This is a genomic window from Magnetospirillum sp. LM-5, from assembly GCF_902729445.1.
Classification (GTDB): domain Bacteria; phylum Pseudomonadota; class Alphaproteobacteria; order Rhodospirillales; family Magnetospirillaceae; genus Magnetospirillum.
The window spans coordinates 1-16,693 of record NZ_CACVCE010000001.1 but is presented as its reverse complement, the minus strand read 5'-3'; the positions used below and the strand labels follow the sequence as shown (position 1 = coordinate 16,693).

Annotated in this window: 14 protein-coding genes; 5 read left to right on the top strand and 9 right to left on the bottom strand. The window is 65.7% G+C overall.

Going from position 1 to position 16,693, the window contains the following annotated elements:
* Window positions 1-135: 135 nt before the first annotated feature.
* Both MTBLM5_RS00070 and MTBLM5_RS00065 read left to right on the top strand, forming a co-directional pair.
* Window positions 136-894, top strand: coding sequence for a DUF4197 domain-containing protein (locus tag MTBLM5_RS00070; RefSeq protein WP_173973778.1), 759 nt, complete (start codon window positions 136-138; stop codon window positions 892-894).
* A 12-nt stretch (window positions 895-906) separates the two neighbouring features.
* Window positions 907-2,934: an AsmA family protein gene (locus tag MTBLM5_RS00065; RefSeq protein WP_173973777.1), complete on the top strand. Its 2,028-nt coding sequence runs from the start codon at window positions 907-909 to the stop codon at window positions 2,932-2,934.
* Window positions 2,935-2,987: 53 nt separating this feature from the next.
* On the opposite strand, the gene MTBLM5_RS00060 is transcribed toward MTBLM5_RS00065, so the two are convergent.
* From MTBLM5_RS00060 to bluB, 5 genes are all read right to left on the bottom strand, one after another.
* Entirely contained in the window at window positions 2,988-3,512 is a 525-nt protein-coding gene (locus MTBLM5_RS00060; protein WP_173973776.1) for a hypothetical protein, read from the bottom strand.
* A 196-nt stretch (window positions 3,513-3,708) separates the two neighbouring features.
* The gene (locus MTBLM5_RS00055) at window positions 3,709-3,909 is read right to left on the bottom strand and encodes a hypothetical protein (protein WP_173973775.1); all 201 of its coding nucleotides are present in this window, start codon (window positions 3,907-3,909) and stop codon (window positions 3,709-3,711) included.
* 347 nt (window positions 3,910-4,256) lie between these two features.
* Window positions 4,257-4,721: a Spy/CpxP family protein refolding chaperone gene (locus MTBLM5_RS00050; RefSeq protein WP_173973774.1), complete on the bottom strand. Its 465-nt coding sequence runs from the start codon at window positions 4,719-4,721 to the stop codon at window positions 4,257-4,259.
* Between the two features lie 103 nt (window positions 4,722-4,824).
* Window positions 4,825-5,145, bottom strand: a complete 321-nt coding sequence (locus MTBLM5_RS00045) for a hypothetical protein (RefSeq protein WP_173973773.1) — start codon at window positions 5,143-5,145, stop codon at window positions 4,825-4,827.
* Window positions 5,138-5,881 carry a 5,6-dimethylbenzimidazole synthase gene (gene bluB / locus MTBLM5_RS00040; protein ID WP_173973772.1) on the bottom strand — a complete coding sequence of 248 codons (744 nt, stop codon included), beginning with the start codon at window positions 5,879-5,881 and terminating at the stop codon, window positions 5,138-5,140. The genes MTBLM5_RS00045 and bluB overlap by 8 nt, the downstream gene beginning before the upstream one ends.
* Before the next feature lie 58 nt (window positions 5,882-5,939).
* On the opposite strand from bluB, the gene MTBLM5_RS00035 reads away from it, so the two are divergent.
* Window positions 5,940-6,500 carry a gamma-glutamylcyclotransferase gene (locus MTBLM5_RS00035; RefSeq protein ID WP_173973771.1) on the top strand — a complete coding sequence of 187 codons (561 nt, stop codon included), beginning with the start codon at window positions 5,940-5,942 and terminating at the stop codon, window positions 6,498-6,500.
* A gap of 62 nt (window positions 6,501-6,562) precedes the next feature.
* Window positions 6,563-8,572 carry an ATP-binding protein gene (locus MTBLM5_RS00030; RefSeq protein WP_173973770.1) on the top strand — a complete coding sequence of 670 codons (2,010 nt, stop codon included), beginning with the start codon at window positions 6,563-6,565 and terminating at the stop codon, window positions 8,570-8,572.
* Here the strand turns inward: MTBLM5_RS00030 and MTBLM5_RS00025 are convergent.
* Window positions 8,553-9,581 (bottom strand): methyl-accepting chemotaxis protein, encoded by a 1,029-nt coding sequence (locus MTBLM5_RS00025; RefSeq protein ID WP_173973769.1) that lies wholly within the window; start codon window positions 9,579-9,581, stop codon window positions 8,553-8,555. The genes MTBLM5_RS00030 and MTBLM5_RS00025 overlap by 20 nt on opposite strands.
* A 190-nt stretch (window positions 9,582-9,771) precedes the next feature.
* On the opposite strand from MTBLM5_RS00025, the gene MTBLM5_RS00020 reads away from it, so the two are divergent.
* Window positions 9,772-10,329 carry a GNAT family N-acetyltransferase gene (locus tag MTBLM5_RS00020; protein ID WP_173973768.1) on the top strand — a complete coding sequence of 186 codons (558 nt, stop codon included), beginning with the start codon at window positions 9,772-9,774 and terminating at the stop codon, window positions 10,327-10,329.
* Here the strand turns inward: MTBLM5_RS00020 and MTBLM5_RS00015 are convergent.
* From MTBLM5_RS00015 to recQ, 3 genes are all read right to left on the bottom strand, one after another.
* Complete coding sequence (locus MTBLM5_RS00015; RefSeq protein WP_173973767.1) at window positions 10,326-13,763, bottom strand: class I SAM-dependent DNA methyltransferase; 3,438 nt, start codon at window positions 13,761-13,763, stop codon at window positions 10,326-10,328. The genes MTBLM5_RS00020 and MTBLM5_RS00015 overlap by 4 nt on opposite strands.
* A gap of 67 nt (window positions 13,764-13,830) precedes the next feature.
* Window positions 13,831-14,691: a M48 family metalloprotease gene (locus MTBLM5_RS00010; RefSeq protein WP_173973766.1), complete on the bottom strand. Its 861-nt coding sequence runs from the start codon at window positions 14,689-14,691 to the stop codon at window positions 13,831-13,833.
* A 61-nt stretch (window positions 14,692-14,752) separates the two neighbouring features.
* Window positions 14,753-16,534 carry a DNA helicase RecQ gene (recQ, locus tag MTBLM5_RS00005; RefSeq protein ID WP_173973765.1) on the bottom strand — a complete coding sequence of 594 codons (1,782 nt, stop codon included), beginning with the start codon at window positions 16,532-16,534 and terminating at the stop codon, window positions 14,753-14,755.
* Window positions 16,535-16,693 lie beyond the last annotated feature (159 nt).

The following is a 16,693-nucleotide window of genomic DNA, read 5'->3' as shown; positions in this document are numbered from 1 at the left end:
GGACAACTCCCCTTTGCCATACCACATGGGGGGAGCACGGATCGGATGCCAGAGCTGTGCGTTGCATTTCCCCCATGGTGATGACACCGAAAAGGGGATAGGCTTTTTGGATGTCGTTACCGTCGGGGGGATGAAATGCGACTGATAGCCCTTTCATTGCTGGCCGCGACCATGGCGGCGCCACCGGCCCTGGCCCAGGGGTCGCTCAAGGATTTCGGCAAGGCGGTCCTCGAGCAGCAGACCGGCGGCGGCGGCGTGTCGCTGCCATCCTCGGGCACGCGCGGACAGGGCCTGTCGACCGGCGACATCGCCAGCGGCCTCAAGGAGGCGTTGCGCATCGGCACCGAAAAGGTGTCCAGCCAGTTGGGCCGCGCCGACGGCTATAACCGCGACCCGGCCGTTCACATTCCGCTGCCCGATTCCCTGCAGAAGGTCCAGGCCGGCTTGAAGATGGCCGGGATGTCCGGCTTGACCGACGACCTGGAACTGAAACTGAACCGCGCCGCCGAGGCGGCGGCCCCGGAAGCCAAGCGCATCTTCTGGAACGCGCTGGAAAAGATGAGCCTGGACGACGCCAAGGCGATCCTGAACGGCCCATCCGACGCCGCCACCCAATATTTCAAGCGGACCATGACCCCCGACCTCAAGACCGCCATGCGCCCGGTGGTCGACAAGACCGTGTCGGAAGCCGGCGCGGTCAAGAGCTACGAATCGCTGACCGCCTCGGCCAAGGGGCTGCCGATGGTCGGCGACGGCCGCGCCATGCTGACCGACCATGTCCTGGACGGCGGCTTGAAGGGCCTGTTCACCTATCTCGGCCGCGAGGAAGCCGCCATCCGCTCGGACCCCACCAAGCGGACCAGCGACATCTTGCGCAAAGTCTTCGCCAATTAAGGAGCAACACCCATGAAAAAACTGCTGATCGCCCTGGGCGTTCTGGTGGTGCTGGTGATCGGCGCCCTGGTGGCGTTGCCGATGTTCGTGCCGGCCGAGAAGATCAAGGATGAACTGATCGCCCAGGTCAAGACCGCCACCGGCCGCGACCTGTCGATCCAGGGCAAGGTGTCGGTGTCGGCCTTCCCGTCCCTGTCGGTGCAGGTGTCCAACGTCGCGCTTTCCAACCCGGCCGGCTTCTCGACCAAGGATCTGGTTCGGCTGGGCGCCCTGGACGTGCAATTGAAGATCATGCCGATCCTGTCGGGCAAGGTCGAGGTGGACAGCTTCGTGCTGGTCGATCCCGCCATTACCCTGGAAGTGGACAAGCAAGGCCGCGCCAACTGGGTGTTCGATAGCCCGGCCGGTGCCAAGCCCGCTGAGGCCAAGCCCGCGCCCAAGCCGGCCGAGGCGAGCGCCGGCGGTGCGCCGACCGTGCCCGACATCGCCCTGGGCGACGTGCGCATCACCAACGGCAAACTGACCTATATCGACGGCCCGGCCGGCACCAAGGAAGAGGTGGATGCCATCAACCTGGCGGTCAACCTTAAAAGCCTGGCCGATCCGCTGACCGCCAAGGGGTCGTTGAAATGGCATGCCAAGGTCATCGAGCTGGCCCTGATGGTGGCCAAGCCCAAGGCGGTGATCGAAGGCGGGACCACGCAGGCCGACATCTCGGTTTCGGCCGAGACGGTCAAGCTCGCCTACAAGGGTGACGTCACCGGCGGAAAGGCCGCCGGCATCAAGGGCGTGCTGGACCTGGCGGTTCCCTCGATCCGCAACCTGGCCCAATGGGCGACCGGCAAACCGCTGGACATGGCCGGCTCCGGCCTGGGCCCGCTGGCCATCAAGGGCAATCTGGCGGCCGGCGGCACCAAGGTCGCGCTGACCGGCACCGACATCGCCATCGATGCCATCAAGGCCAAGGGCGATTTCGCCGTCGATACCGGCGGCGTGCGCCCGGCCCTGAAGGGCAAGCTGGACGTCGAGATGCTGGACCTCAACCCCTATCTGCCGCCGGAACAGCCGGCCAAGGCAGGCGGCGGCGGCGGCGGCCCGGCTCCGGGCGGCGGCGGCAAGGCGGCCAAGAGCGACTGGAGCGACGATCCCATCGACGCGTCCGGCCTGAAGGCGGCCGATGTCGATTTCGCCCTGTCGGTGGGCGGCATCAAGGTCAAGAAGATCCAGGTCGGCAAAAGCGCCCTGCATGTCGGCCTGAAGGACGGCCGCATGGTCGCCGACCTGACCGAGCTGGCCCTGTACAAGGGCTCGGGCAAGGGCCGCGTCGCGCTGGACGGCAGCCAGCCGGGTGCCGGCCTGGACGCCTCGTTCACCCTGAAGGGCCTGCAGGCCGAGCCGTTCCTGACCGACGCCGCCGATTTCTCGCGGCTTGACGGCACCGGCAATTTCGATGTCCAGGTGGCCGGCAAGGGCCGCACCCAGCGCCAACTGATCTCGGATCTGGACGGCAAGGGGGCGGTCAGCTTCCTGAACGGCTCGATCAAGGGCATCAACCTGGCGGCCATGGTCCGCAACGTCACCACCGCCTTTACCGGCGGCGCCAAGGAAATGGAAAAGACCGACTTCGCCGAGTTGGGCGGCACCTTCACCATCACCAACGGCATCGTCAACAACCAGGACCTGTCGATGAAGTCGCCGCTGCTCAGGGTCGAGGGCAAGGGCACGGTGGAAATGCCGCCGCGCACCGTCCATTACCGCATCGAGCCCAAGGCGGTGGCCAGCCTGGAAGGCCAGGGCGGCAAGGCCGACGCCGCCGGCATCTCGGTGCCGGTGATCGTCGAGGGGCCGTGGGACAATCTGTCCTATCGCCCCGATTTGGGCGCCATGGTCCAGGGCGCGGCCACCAAGGCGGTGGAAGGTGCGCTGAGCGGGGCCAAGGGCGTGGGCGGCCTGCTGGGCGGTGGCTCGTCGGGTTCGTCGGGTTCGGGGGCGAGTAAGAGCCCGCTGCCGATCAACCCGGGCGGCCTGTTCGGCCGGTAAAAGAACGGGCCGGCTCCGCAAAGAGCCGGCCCCTAACCCGATCAGGCGCGATCTCAGTTGATGATGACGTCGGCCGCCGAGCCCAGCAATGCCTCCATCAAAATCGCCATGCTGTTGGGGGAATGGGAATTGTAGCGGATCGACATCAGGATATCGTCGGACATCCTTTTCAGACGGCGGTTCACGACGCTCCGATATTCCTGGAACTGCCGACGCATGTCCTCGTTGACTTTGCCTTCGGAACCGAGGGCATCCAGGTGTCTATTCTCGACCGCGTTGACAATGGCACGGGCGACGAACAGAGCCGCGTACTCATTGACCAGGATGAAATCACGATTTTCAGCGGTCAGCATGTCCTCGGGGCAGCTGCACTGAATTCCCTTGTCGCGCAGGATAGCGACCGCACCGGCAATCGAAATGATCCGCAAGGGCTTCAGCTTGCGGACCCAATATGCGTAATGGCCCGCTTCTTTGAAATGATTGGGCGCGGAATGCTCGCCTTTCGTGGCGTCCATGTTATAGGTCGCCAGGGAATGGCGCGTCTGGATCGCGCAATCCTCGACGATCTTGTTGTCCATGACCAGGAAAAGATCCCTGTGAGCGCCCGTCAACGACTCGCATGAGTCCGAGATCAAGGCGCCCAGTTTTTTCATATCCAACTGTGACTGGGGCACCCCACCAGGCTCAACTCTCTCACGCCCCATACCCATCACACCCATGAAAAATGGCGTCCGTTTTCAACGAACGCCACGCTAAAACAGAGAGGGCAACACGTCAATCGCGCAAAACAGCCCGCATCGCAACGTAATGGGCGACCTCGACATCCTCGTCGGACGCCTTTCCGCGGTCTTCATAGGCGGCATCAAGACCGACGCACAGACGGCGATTGGCAAACGGGCGATTGGCGCGGGAACGCTCCTCGTCGCTCAAACCACTCTCGTTGACCACATACACGCTCCGAGCATGATCAGTCATGCTTCCCTCCAGCTTGATCACCCAGCAGCACCCACTTGCGTCTTTAGTGCGAATACCATATGGTGATAAGTTTTGTCATTTTTATGAACGCCAACCTCTTGACAAATCCATTTTATACGCAAAGCCTAGCCCAGCAATCCTTTTTTGCGCCGGTCAAGGCTGACATGCAAAAAATCGCCCGACCGACAATGAAAATAACATCCAACGCCACCACCCTCGCCGCGAGACATGCCATGACATGTCAGCTACGGATGGTTGCTTAAAGGGCAAGCGACGAGACTATCGCCACCATAGCTCGTCTCGTCGCCACATGTAAAGGACTTTATTCTTAGACCGCCGTCACTCCCCTACATCCGCATCATCCTCGAACCGATCAGGTCCGACGCCGCCTTCTTCTGGTCGGCGCTCAAGACCGGCTCCAGCTTGGCCCAGGCGGCATGCAGGCGCTTGGAGTTCTCGAGCTTGGTGGTCAGCAGCCGTTCCTTCTGGGTGAACATCTCGCCCACCGATGCGGCGGGGCCGGTCTGGCCCATCATCGGCCCCATGGTGGCGGCACCGGCCCGCAACGCGTCGGCGAAGACGGCCCAGTCGGCTTCCTGGGCCGGGGTGATCTTCAGCTCGGCCTTCAGGAAGGCGAGACGGCCGTCAAGGTGACGGGTCATGTCGGCACCACCGCAGCCAGGCATGCCGCCATGCATCCCCATGCCCCCATGCATGCCCATACCCATCATCGGCATGGCCGGGGCTTCGGCAAGCGCGGGGGTGGCAAGCAAGGCGGCGCCCAGCGCCAGGCCGGCAAGAATCTTGGTCATGTCTGTTTCTCCATCGATTTCGACACCCTGTCGATGGAGGCATTCCACCACCCGCCGGTAACCGGGTGATGTCGGACGTCGCACGATTTTGTAACGAAGGGTATCAGCGCCCCTTCGGCGGGCGCGAGCAGCAGCCATGGCCGGGATCGGTGGCGGCCGACAGGGCATTGTCGTCGGTGAAGCGGATCCAGGCCCGGTGCAGCCGCGCCACCATCGACGCCTTCGGCGCGATTCCGGCCAGACGCACCACCGTCAGGATGGAATCGAGCGAAACCCGCCGCAGATCGTAGGCAAGGTCCAGGCGCTGGCCCCGCCCTTCCACCCGCACCAAGCCGTGCAGGCCGGCCAGGGCAGCGGCGGCATTCTCGGCCGGGCCGGCCAGCGATATCCGGTGGCGCACCTCGAGGGCGGCGACGTCACCCACCGGCTTCGGCCCAGGCTTGCGCATCAGCCAACGCACGCGCCAGTTCGGAATCGGGGGCCGCGCCGCCCCAGCGATCCATCGCCACCAGATCGGACAAGGCCAGGCGCTGGCGCCAGCCCTTGCTGGCCAATTCCGGCTTGGCCAGGAAATGGCTGACCTTGCCCAGGCACAGATAGGCCACCGGCACCACCCGGTCCGGCAGACCCAGGATGTCTTGCAGGCGCGCGGGCTCGATGATGCTGACCCAGCCGACGCCCAATCCCTCGGCGCGGGCGGCCAGCCACAAATTCTCGACCGCGCAGACGGTGGAATAAAGGTCCATCTCGGGCATGTGGGTGCGGCCCAGAACCACCGGGCCGACCCGGTCGCGGTCGCAGGTGATGCACAGGTTCAAGGGCGCGTCCAGGATGCCTTCCAGCTTCAGGGCGCGATAGCTGGCGGCCTGGTCGTCGGGGAACAGGGCGGCGGCCTCGGCGTTGGCCGCCTCGAAGGCCGCCTTGACCCGGGCGCGCACCTCGGGCGAGCGGACCAGGATGAAGCTCCACGGCTGCATGAAGCCGACCGACGGCGCGTAATGGGCGGCCACCAGCACCCGGGCCAGCACCTCGTCGGGCACCGGATCGGACAGGAACTGCCCGCGCACGTCGCGCCGCGACAGGATGGTACGGTAAAGACCGCGCCGATCCTCGTCGCTCAGGGCGATTTCAGGCTGGCGGGCGCTCTCGGTCTCGGTCATGGTGCGGGTCTTGATAAGGCGGAAAAAAAGTTCGCCACCTTACCCCCTTTGGCGCTTCATGACCAAGCACGACGATCTTTGGGTATTCGGATACGGTTCGCTGATGTGGCGGCCGGGCTTTGCCTATGCCGAAGTGCGGCCGGCCTTGCTGAAGGGCTGGCACCGCTCGTTCTGCCTTTACTCGATGCATTATCGCGGCACGCCGGAACAGCCCGGCCTGGTCCTGGGGCTGGACCGGGGCGGTTCGTGCAAGGGGCTGGCCTTTCGGGTCCCCGCCGCCGAGGCCGACATCACCATCGACTATCTGAACGAACGCGAACTGGTCGGCTATGCCTATCGCCCCCATTGGGCCGGAATCACCCTGGATGACGGCCGCAAGGTGCGCGCCTATACCTTCGTCGCCGATCGCGGCCACCGCCATTATGCCGGCGACCTGGGCCTCGAGCGGCAGGCCGCCATCATCATGGACGGAGCCGGCGCCACCGGCCTGAACCGCGACTATCTGATCAACACCGTCCGCCAGCTTGAAGCCGACGGTTTCATCGACAAAAGCCTGCACGCCCTGTTGGTGGAGGTCGAACGACAAACCGGCCTGATCGACATGGGGGCCGGCATTTAGGCCGTTGCGAAGCGCCCGACATCGCCCCACACTATCGGGGAGCAAAAGCCGCCGGAGGTGCCTTGGCAGCCTTGGTCCGCATCCTTGTTTTCGTGGTTGTCGCCATGGCGGGTGTGACCGGCGGGGCAAGCCGCGCCATGGCCGTCGAGCTGACCGCCGAGGAACGGGCCTTCCTGGCCGCCCATCCGACCATCCGTGTCCGTCTCAACGGTGACTTCGCGCCCTTCCTGTTCCAGGACCAGGGCCAGGGGCGCGGAATGTCCATCGATTATCTGACCCTGGTTCTGAAGCGGCTGAACCTGACCATGGAGCCGGTCGATATAGGCGGCTTCGCCGAGGTTCTGAAGCGCCTGCCGACCGGCGACGGCATGGATTTGCAGCCGGTCACCCGGCCGACGCCCGAGCGGGCCAAGGAAATCGGCTTCACCCGCCCCTATCTCAGCTTCCCGGTGGTCATCGTCACCGGCACCAACGCCGACTTCGTCGGCTCGCTCGAGGATTTGAACGGCCACGTCGTCGCCGTCGAAAAGGCCTATTGGTACACCACCGAATTGCAGCGCCGTTACCCCGGCATCGAGTTGAAGATCGTCGATGGCAGCTCCCAGGCGATGCGCGCGGTGGCGGTGGGCGAGGCCGACGCCTATGTCGGCGTGCTGGCGGTCGCCGCCTGGCAGATGGAAAAGAACGGCTACACCAACCTGAAGATCGCCGCGCCCACAAACCTGCCAGGGGCCGAGTTGGGCATGGGGGTGCGCGGCGACTGGCCGTTGCTGACCAGCGCGCTCGACAAGGCCCTGGCCTCGATCACGCCCGAGGAACACCGGGACATCAGGCGCAAGTGGCTGCCGGTCAAAAGCGAATTCGGCATCGCGCCGCGCCAGGTCATGCTGTGGGGCGGTTTAGCCGCCGGCGGCTTCTTGCTGTTCATCGCCATGCTGATCCTGGCCAACCGCCGCCTGATCCGCGAGGTCGGGCTGCGCCGCGCCGCCGAACAGGAAGTGCGCTCGTCCCAGGCGATCGCGCTGCAGATGCTGAACGCCTCGACCGATGCCTGCATGCTGTTCGACGTCGATGGCACCATGCGCGGCTTCAACGACGTGTTCGCCAAGCGCCTGGGCGTCGATCCCGCCACCATCCTGGGCAGTTCCCTGTGGAGCTATTTCCCCCCCGTCAACATCGAGGCCCGCAAGCGCGCGGTGGCCGGCGTGGTCGCCTCGCGCGCGCCGGTCACCCTGATCGACGTGCGCGGCGGCCACCATTTGTCGAACACGATCTTTCCGCTGATCGGCCCCGATGGCGAGGTCCGCCAGGTCATCGTCTATTCCCGCGACATCACCGAGCAGGTCGAAGCCGAGGCCCGCATCCAGGCCCATCTGGCCGAGATCAAGCGATCCAACGCCGAGCTTGAGCAGTTCGCCTATATCGCCAGCCACGATCTGCGCGAGCCCTTGCGCCAGATCGCCAATTTCGTCGCATTGCTGGAACGGCGTTTCGCCGACCAGCTCAACGACGAGGCCCGCGACTATATCCGCTTCGCCCATGAAGGCGCCAAGCGCCTGGACAATCTGATGCTGGACCTGCTGGAATATTCCCGGGTCGGGCGCGGCGAACAATTGGCGCCCGTCACGTGCGACGAGGTGGTCGCCGCCGCGCTGGACAATCTGGCCACGCGCATCGCCGAGACCGGCGCCGAAATCCACATCGCGCCCGGCCTGCCCACGGTGCTGGGGGCCAAGACCCACTTGATCCACCTGTTCCAGAACCTGATCGCCAACGCCCTGAAATACCGCTCGCCCGAGCGGACGCCCGAGGTCAGTCTATCCTTCACCATCGACGGCAAGGTGGTCACCTTCAGCATCGCCGACAACGGTATCGGCATCGATCCCGACTATCACGAGCGCATTTTCGGCATCTTCCAGCGCCTGCACGGGCGCGAGGAATATGAAGGAACCGGGATCGGCCTGGCCATCTGCCGCCGCGTCGTCGATCATCACGGCGGACGAATCTGGGTCGATTCGGCTCCCGGTCAGGGCTCGACCTTCCACTTCACCGTCAGCTTGGCAACTGGATGATCACGCCGTACCAGCCCATGCCTTCATAGGTCTCGTAACCGGGGGTGGCGGCGAAGCCGACGATGCGGCCGACCTCATCGACATACGAGCCCATGTCGGTCGAGCCTGTTTCCAGGCGGATGGTCTCGCTCAGGATGCCATTGCCGTCCGACGAGGCCAGGACCTTGCGATTGGCGTCGATCAACAGGCAACGGGTCCGCTCCTTTTCCTCGGGCCGCAGGCGCACGCCCTTGACCACCCCGTCGGCCTGCGGCCGCCAGTCGAAGAAGATGCCCAACGCCCCCAACGGCTCGCCGTTGACGTCGCCGCCGGCACGAATGGCGGTGGCGTAGGTCGCGACCAAGGCCCCGTCCAGCGCGCCGACCGATGAAATGTCGGCCATGGCGAACTCGGTCCCGTCGGCGGTCGCCATGGCGTTCTGGAACCAGGCTTCCCGGCTGACGTCGGTGCCGACCGCGCGCGGATAGCGATCGGGGCGGCCGGTGGCGACGACGCGGCCATTGGCATCGACCACCCACAGATCCAGATAGACGGTGTAGGAATCGAGGATCACCCCCAACCGCTTCGACGCAAAGGCGGTCGCCGCCGGGGTGGCGTCGGCCAGGCAATCCACCATCGCCGAATCGGTGGCCCACCAGCGCACATCGCACGAGCGTTCATACAGATTGCGGTCGATGATCTCGATCATGTTCAGGGCCAGGTCGGCCAGGCGCGAGCCGCGCAACTGCCCGATCAGGGTCTCGCCCAGATTCATCAGGTCGGCGATGGTCGATGACAGCTCGCCTTCCAGCGACTGGGTGATGGAATCGATGCTGGTCGAGACGTTCTTGACCTCGTTGGCCACCACGGCGAAGCCCTTGCCGGCCTCGCCGGCCCGTGTCGCCTCGATCAAGGCGTTCAGCGACAGGATGCGGGTGGTGCCGGTCACACGCTTGATCTCCTGGATCTTGTCGCTGGCGACATCATGAACCGCGCGCGTCAATTCCAGGATTCGTTCCGGCTCGGACATAGGCTCCCCCGATCACATGCTGTGCACAAATGCTAAGCACTAACCCCAACTTGGTGAAATTATAGGCATTACAGACATATTTCAAGCGTCATGTCGTAATCTTCATATTGCGCCGCAGCATTTTTGTTGCATCGCAGCAAAGAACCGTTTTAGATTCAATCCAGGGAGCGCCGCCGGAAGGAGCATGATCATGCTGATCCGCAAGCTATTACCCGACGAACGGCCGGATTTCGCCGTTCACCTCAAGGGGTTGGCCCCGGCCGACCGTCGTTTTCGTTTCGCCCACGGCACGGTATCCGACGATTGGATCGACACCTATGTCGGCGGCATCGACGCTGACGATTTGATTCTGGGTGTGTTCGACGGCCAGCGATTGGTCGGCGCCGCCCATGTCGCCTTCACCGACGCGGTGGCCGAGGTGGGGGTATCGGTCGATCCCACCCATCGGTCGGCGGGCATCGGCGCCGAATTGTTCAAGCGGGCCATCCGCTGGGCCAGGAATCGCGGTGCCCTGCGCCTTTACACCCTGTGCCTGGCCGACAACCGGGCGATGATCCGCCTGGCCGGCAAGCTGGGGATGGAGGTTCACCGCGACAGCGGCACCGCCGAGGCCTATCTGGCGCTGGACCCGCCCGATCTGCTGACCGTGGCCGACGAGATGTCGTCGGGGCTGGACACCATCATGACCGACTGGACCGACGCCTGGCGCGCCTGCCACCGCGCCCTGCTGCCGGGCGGCAAGATTTAGCCCATCAGGGCCATGGCCTGCAGGATTTCGGCGACACGGTCGCGCTTGGCGTTCTTGAAGCGGGCGGCGATGGCCTCGACCGACGGGGCCGGGTCCAACTCGGCCAGCGCGGCGCGGACGGCCTGGACCTGTTCCGGCAGCGTCTTGGGCCACGGCTGGCGAGCGGTGGTGTCGGTGCCGGCCGCAACATCCAGCGTGGTCTGGGCCGGCCCGGTGGCGGCAATCCCCCGGCTGGTCTGGAAATCGGGGCGTAGCCAAAGAACCTTGCCGGCCACCTCGTCGGCCCAGCGGGCCTTGTTCAGCGCCACCAGCCGGGTCAGGATATCCTGATCGGCCAAGTCGGCGGTCCAGCCATAGGCGGCGGCGACGGCCGAATCCAGTTCGTCGTGCAGCCGCTTGAGGGTGGCGACCAGCCCCTTGTCGTTGACGGTGCGGTCGGCGTCGGTCAACGGCTCGTTTTTCCTCAGCTTGTCCAGCACATTGTAAAGCCCGGTCAGGGTCAGATCGGGGTGCAACGCCAATTGCCGCTTGCGCAGGCCGTCCAACTCCTCGGCCAGGGCGCCGATCGCTGCCTGCTGGTCCGGGCTCGCCTCGGGGAACGGGAAGGTGTCGAAACAGGCGGATTTGACGTAGACGGGGTCGTTGCCAACCCCCAGCCGCCCGCCGGCCGCCAAGGCCCAGGTGACATGGATCCGGCTGGACAGGATGCCCAGATGGTACGGATCGGCACTGGCGACGGCGATCAGTTTGTTGTCGGGGCGGATGGCGGCGTCGAGGAACTGGAACACCCGGTGCTTGGCAGTTTCGACGGTGGCGATGTAACGGGGCAGTGGGCCAAGGGCTTGCCTAAGCCTGGGGAGGTTCTCGCCGAACAGCCACCAATTCTCGCGCCTATAGTCCCGATTATTCTGGTCACGCTCGGGCTTCACCCGTTCCAGCACCCATTGATAGACTTCGGGGAAGCGCTGGCGAACCGTCACCTCGTCCAGGCCGAACAGGTCGATCACCATCACCCCGCGCGGCCGGCCGGTCAGGTCGCGGCCGTTGCGGTAGTCCAGGATGTGCTGATCAAGCCCCGGAACCCGGCCCAGCCCCAGGGCGCGGGCCTGGTCGGGGGTGACGATGAAACCGGCGCCGTGCAAGGCGACACCCCGGCTGGCCAGCCCTTCGGCCGCCCGCAGGGACTGGGCGGCGGCGACATCGGCGCCGATGGTCAGGTCGGCGTTGATCGGGCCGAAGCTTTCGGCGAACTCGATCTCGGCGGAATCCTCCTTGCCCGGCCGTTCGCTTAAGACCGTCAGCAACTTGCCGTCGCAGGCCCCCTTCACCCCCACGGTCATGGCGATGCGCACGGCGGCCGCGTCGCGCACCGCATCCTGCTCGTTCTCGTTCAGCGCTTTGACCCACGGATGGTCGGGGATGGCGAAGATCAGCCCGATCGGGTGCCGGCCGGATTTGTGGTGTTCGACCACCCGGCGCGAAAAGGCCTGCGGCAGCGAATTGGTGGTGATGAAGCCGAACCGCTTGGCCTTACCGGTGCGCACCTTTTCGGCCGCCTTGTGCCACCAATACATCACGAAATCGGCGGAATTGGGCACCCGCTTGCCATAGGCGCCCCACAGCGCCTCGGCATAGCCGTCGCCCAGTTCCTGGCGCAGATCCTTGCCGCCGATGAAGGGCGGGTTGCCGACGATATAGTCGGCCGCCGGCCAGTCGGCCGCCTTGGCCCCGACATAGCGCTCGACCGGGACGCGGGCCGATTCGTCGGGAACCAGCTTGCCGGTGGCCGCATCGCGCTTCCGGGTGATCCCGTCCCAGCGGCTGACCGGCTTGCCGGCTTCGTCCCTGACCAGAAGCACGTCGCGCCAGGTCAGCAGCGCGTCGGCATGACGGATGTTGCCGTACTGGCGCAGTACCGGCTTGGGCCAGCCGGCGGCCTGGGGACGCGAGCGGGCATAGCGCTGCAGATGGCCGATCCACAGTACCATCTCGGCGATGGGGACGGCGCGTTCGTTCTTTTCCAGCCCCAGGAACTGGTGCGGATCGACGGCGTGGCTGGACAGGTCCAGTGCGTCCTGGCGCTGATCCAGCTCGGTGGCCAGGAAATCCACCACCTCGGCTTCCAGATGCTTCAAATGGTCCAGGGTGACGTACAGGAAGTTGCCGCTGCCGCAGGCCGGGTCCAGCACGGTGGTCGAACACAGCCGGCGATGGAAATCGGCTACCGCCTGAACCGCGTCCGCCTTGGTGGGGGCGGCCAGGGCGGCGACCTTGACGTCGTCCCATTCGGCCCGCAACGGCTCGATGATGGTGGGCAGGACCAGCCGCTCGACATAGGCGCGCGGCGTGTAATGGGCGCCCAGGCGGTGGCGTTCGTCGTGGTCGAGTGCACGTTCCAGAAGCGTGCCGAAGATGGCCGGCTCGACGTCGCGCCAGTCGGCCTGGGCCGCCTCGATCAGCAGATCGATCTGCGCCTGGGTGACCGCCAGGGCCTGGGCGCCGGCGAACAAGGCACCGTTGAATTGCGGCACCGCGCCCTGGATCGCCGCCGAGAAGGCCGAACCTGCATTCATGTCGGCCCACAGCGAGGTGATCATCTGGCGGGCCACCGCCGGCCGGTCGCGGGTGGTCTTCAACAGGTCGGTGAAGGCGTTGGCCTTCAAGATGCCGACATCCTCGGCGAACATGGTGAACAGGCACCGCATCAGGAAGTCCGACACGGTCTTGGCCGAATGGTCGGCCTCCAGCGACTGGGCCAGGCGGGCCAGACGGTCGGCGATCAGGCGGGTCGCCTTGGCCGCGCGCCTGGACGGGTCCAGCGAATGGGGGTCTTTCCACACCGCCCGCAACCGTTCGCGGATGGCCGGATCGGCCAGCTTGTCCAAGGTGAAGCGAAAGCCGGCGGCGTCGGGGAACTGGATGTAATGGCGGCCGGTGCCGGTGAAATCGGCGAACAGTTCGAACGAATAGCCGACATCGACGACGATCAGGAACGGCGGCACCGGCTCGGACGCCGGCAGGTTGTCGACATAGCGCTTGGCCTGGGCGCGGGCCTGGACCATGGCGTTGTCCCACTGCTTGGTCCCGCGCACGCCATGGCCCTTGCCGCCGCCCTTCCTGGGGGTATAGCCGGCCAGGCCGGGAAGTTCGGGCAGTTCACGTTCGGGCTTGAAACTGCCCTGCTTGGCTTCCAGCACGAAGCAGCCGCGCTTGTAGAGGTCGATGCGCCCCGAGCTGACCGTGCCGTCCCAATAGCGGATGGGGACGCGCCGTTCGAAGCCGTATTCGTCGCCCGCCGTATCGGGAAGACCGACATCCAGCAGGGCGCACAATTCGGTCAGAAACATCTGGTAGGTGCGGTGCTCGCCGCCGCCCGACGGGCGCCAGCGTTCGATGAAGGAAGCCGCCTGCTTGTCCTCGTCCTCGCCGCTCACCCGCAATCCCCCACCGCAATCATCGGGGCCAGCCTAGCCGAGCGGCCCGATGGCGGCAATCACCGGTTTACCCCGCAGGTGTCGGGAACAATGCCTTCAGTTCAGCCCAGCCGGGTGCGGCGGCCGCACGGCTCGGGCGGCTCATCTTGGCGGCGGCTTCCTCGATCTTGGTGATGCGCTCGGTGGTGCCGGGGTGGGTCGAGAACAGCGAGGTGGTTTCCGATCCCTCGGGGTGCAGCTTCAAAAGGGTGCGGAAGAAATCGTCGGCCTTGGTCGGGTCATAGCCGGTGCGCTCGAAGATCTGCAGGATGTGGGCGTCGGCCTCGAACTCGTTGGTGCGCGAATAGCCGGTCAGGACCAGGGTGTAAAGCGGGCCTTCCAAAGCCCCCAGCACCTGCGCGGTCAAGGCCCCGGCAGCGCCGCCGAAGGTGGCCAGCGCCTCCTTGCCGATGGCGCCCAGGCCGGTCATCAGATTCTGGTTCTTCATCTGGGCCAGGCCGTGGCCGCGATCGGCGTGGCCGATCTCGTGGGCGATGACGCTGGCCAGTTCGTCGGGGCTTTGGCTGTACTGCACCAGCGCCGAATTGATCGCCAGCTTGCCGCCCGGCAGCGCCCAGGCGTTGACCTGCTTGTTCGAGACCAGGGTGATCTCCCACGGCAATTGGCGGCGGTCGGCGGCATTGATCAGCGGCTGGGCGAAGCGCTTCAAGGCCTCTTGCGCGTTGCGGTCGGGGTGGATACCGCCCGATTTCTGCAGATATTGCTGGTAATAGGTCTCGCCCAGCTTGACCTCGTCGCCCTCGCTGGCGGTCATGGCGCCGACGATGTTGGCGCCGCCCTGGATCAGGTTGCCCAGGTTGAACTGGGCCAAGGCGGGAGCGGTGATCAGGCTGCCGGCCAGGCCGGACAGAAGGGCGCGACGATGCATGGAAACCCCAAGTCAGCAAGAAATGTGCGGCGCAGTATAAAAGGCTGCGCGTGCGCCGTCATCAGGTGAGGACATCAAGGAACAGCCGACCGTAACGTTCCAGCTTGCGTTCGCCGATGCCGTGAATGCCCTTCATGTCGTCCAGGCTGGCCGGTCGCGCGGCGGCCAATTCGACCAGGGTGCGGTCGGGGAACACCGCATAGGCCGGAATGCCCTGTTCCTCGGCCAGTTCGCGCCGAAGCTTCTTCAAGGCGGCCAAAAGGTCCGAATCCACCGAGTCCGGCACCGTCGCCACCGGCCGCTTGGCCTTGCCCTTGGCCTTCAAGGTGTCGGCGCGCAACGCAATGGTCGCGCGTCCGCGCAACACCTCGGCGCCGGCTTCGGTGATCGACCACGAACCGTGTTCGGACATATCCTGGGTGATCAGCCCGGCGGCATAGATCTGGCGGAAGATCGAGCGCCAGCGGTCGCGATTATGGTCCTTGCCGACCCCGAAGGTCGGCAGCCGGTCGTGACCGAAGCGCAGGATCTGGTCGGTGTCGGCGCCGATCAACAGATTGACCAGATGCTCGGTGCCGAAGCGCTGGCCGGTCCGCCAGATGGCGCTGAGGGCCTTTTGGGCATCGACGGTGCCATCGGTCGATTGCACCCCGTCGATGCACAGGTCGCAATGGCCGCAGGGCGCACTTTGCTCGCCGAAATAGGCCAGCAGGGTCTGGCGGCGGCAGCGCGGCGCCTCGCACAGGGCCAGCAGGGCGTTGAGCTTCTGACGCTCGATGCGCTTTTGCTCGTCCGAGGCCTGGCCGTCCTCGATTTGCATGCGGCGCAGGCGCACGTCGCCCAGTCCGTACAGGGTCAGGGTGTCGGCCGGCAATCCGTCGCGGCCGGCGCGGCCGATTTCCTGGTAATAGGCCTCGATGCTTTTGGGCAGATCGGCATGGACGACGAAGCGGACGTCGGGCTTGTCGATGCCCATGCCGAAGGCGACGGTCGCGACCATGACGATGCCATCCTGGCGCTGGAAGGTGTCCTGGTTGGCGTCGCGCAGGGCCTTGTCCATGCCGGCATGATAGACCAGGGCGCGATGGCCGGCCTGGTTCAAGGCCTGGGCCAGGTCCTCGCAGCCGGCGCGCGAGCTGCAATAGACGATGCCGTTCTGGCCCCGCCTGGGCTGCAGGAAGTGCAGGATCTGGCGCCTGGGGCCGTCCTTGGCCTGCATCGCCAGCATCAGGTTGGGGCGGTCGAAGCCGCCGACGAAGATTTCCGGGGTCTGGTCGAACAGCCGCTCGACCATGTCGGCGCGGGTGGCGGCGTCGGCGGTGGCGGTGAAGGCCAGGGTCTGCACCTGGCCCAGCGCCCGCTTCAGCTCGCCCAGGGCCAGATATTCCGGGCGGAAATCGTGGCCCCACTGGCTGACGCAATGGGCTTCATCCACGGCCAGGCGACGCACCCCGGCCCGGCGCAGCATGTCGGCGGTGTCGGGCTTGGCCAGCCGTTCGGGGGCCAGGTACAACAGCCGCAGCTCGCCGGCCCGCAGGGCATCGAACACCCGGCGCGATTCGGCGGCGTCGTTCGAGGAATTAAGCGCGCCTGCACTGATTCCCAATCCGGTCAATTGCGCCACCTGGTCGCGCATCAGGGCGATCAGCGGGCTGACCACCACGGTCAGTCCGTCATCCAGCAGGGCCGGCAATTGGTAGCACAGCGACTTGCCCGCCCCGGTCGGCATGATCGCCAGCACGTCGCGTCCGGCCAGAATGGGCGCGATGATGTCTTCCTGACCCGGGCGGAAATCCGCGAAGCCAAAGACGGAAGCAAGCAGGGAACGGGCACGGGTGATCATGGCGGCGACTTTAGAGGGCTTCCGTCCAAGACGGAAGCCTTAAGCCCGAACGGGTTATGCCTTTGGCGCGCCCGATCCCGGCTCCGCTCGGGCCTTTTGGCGTGGCGCCAAATTCCGGCACAGCATCAAGCCCGGCGGCGTCTGAGCCGGCCCGGCACC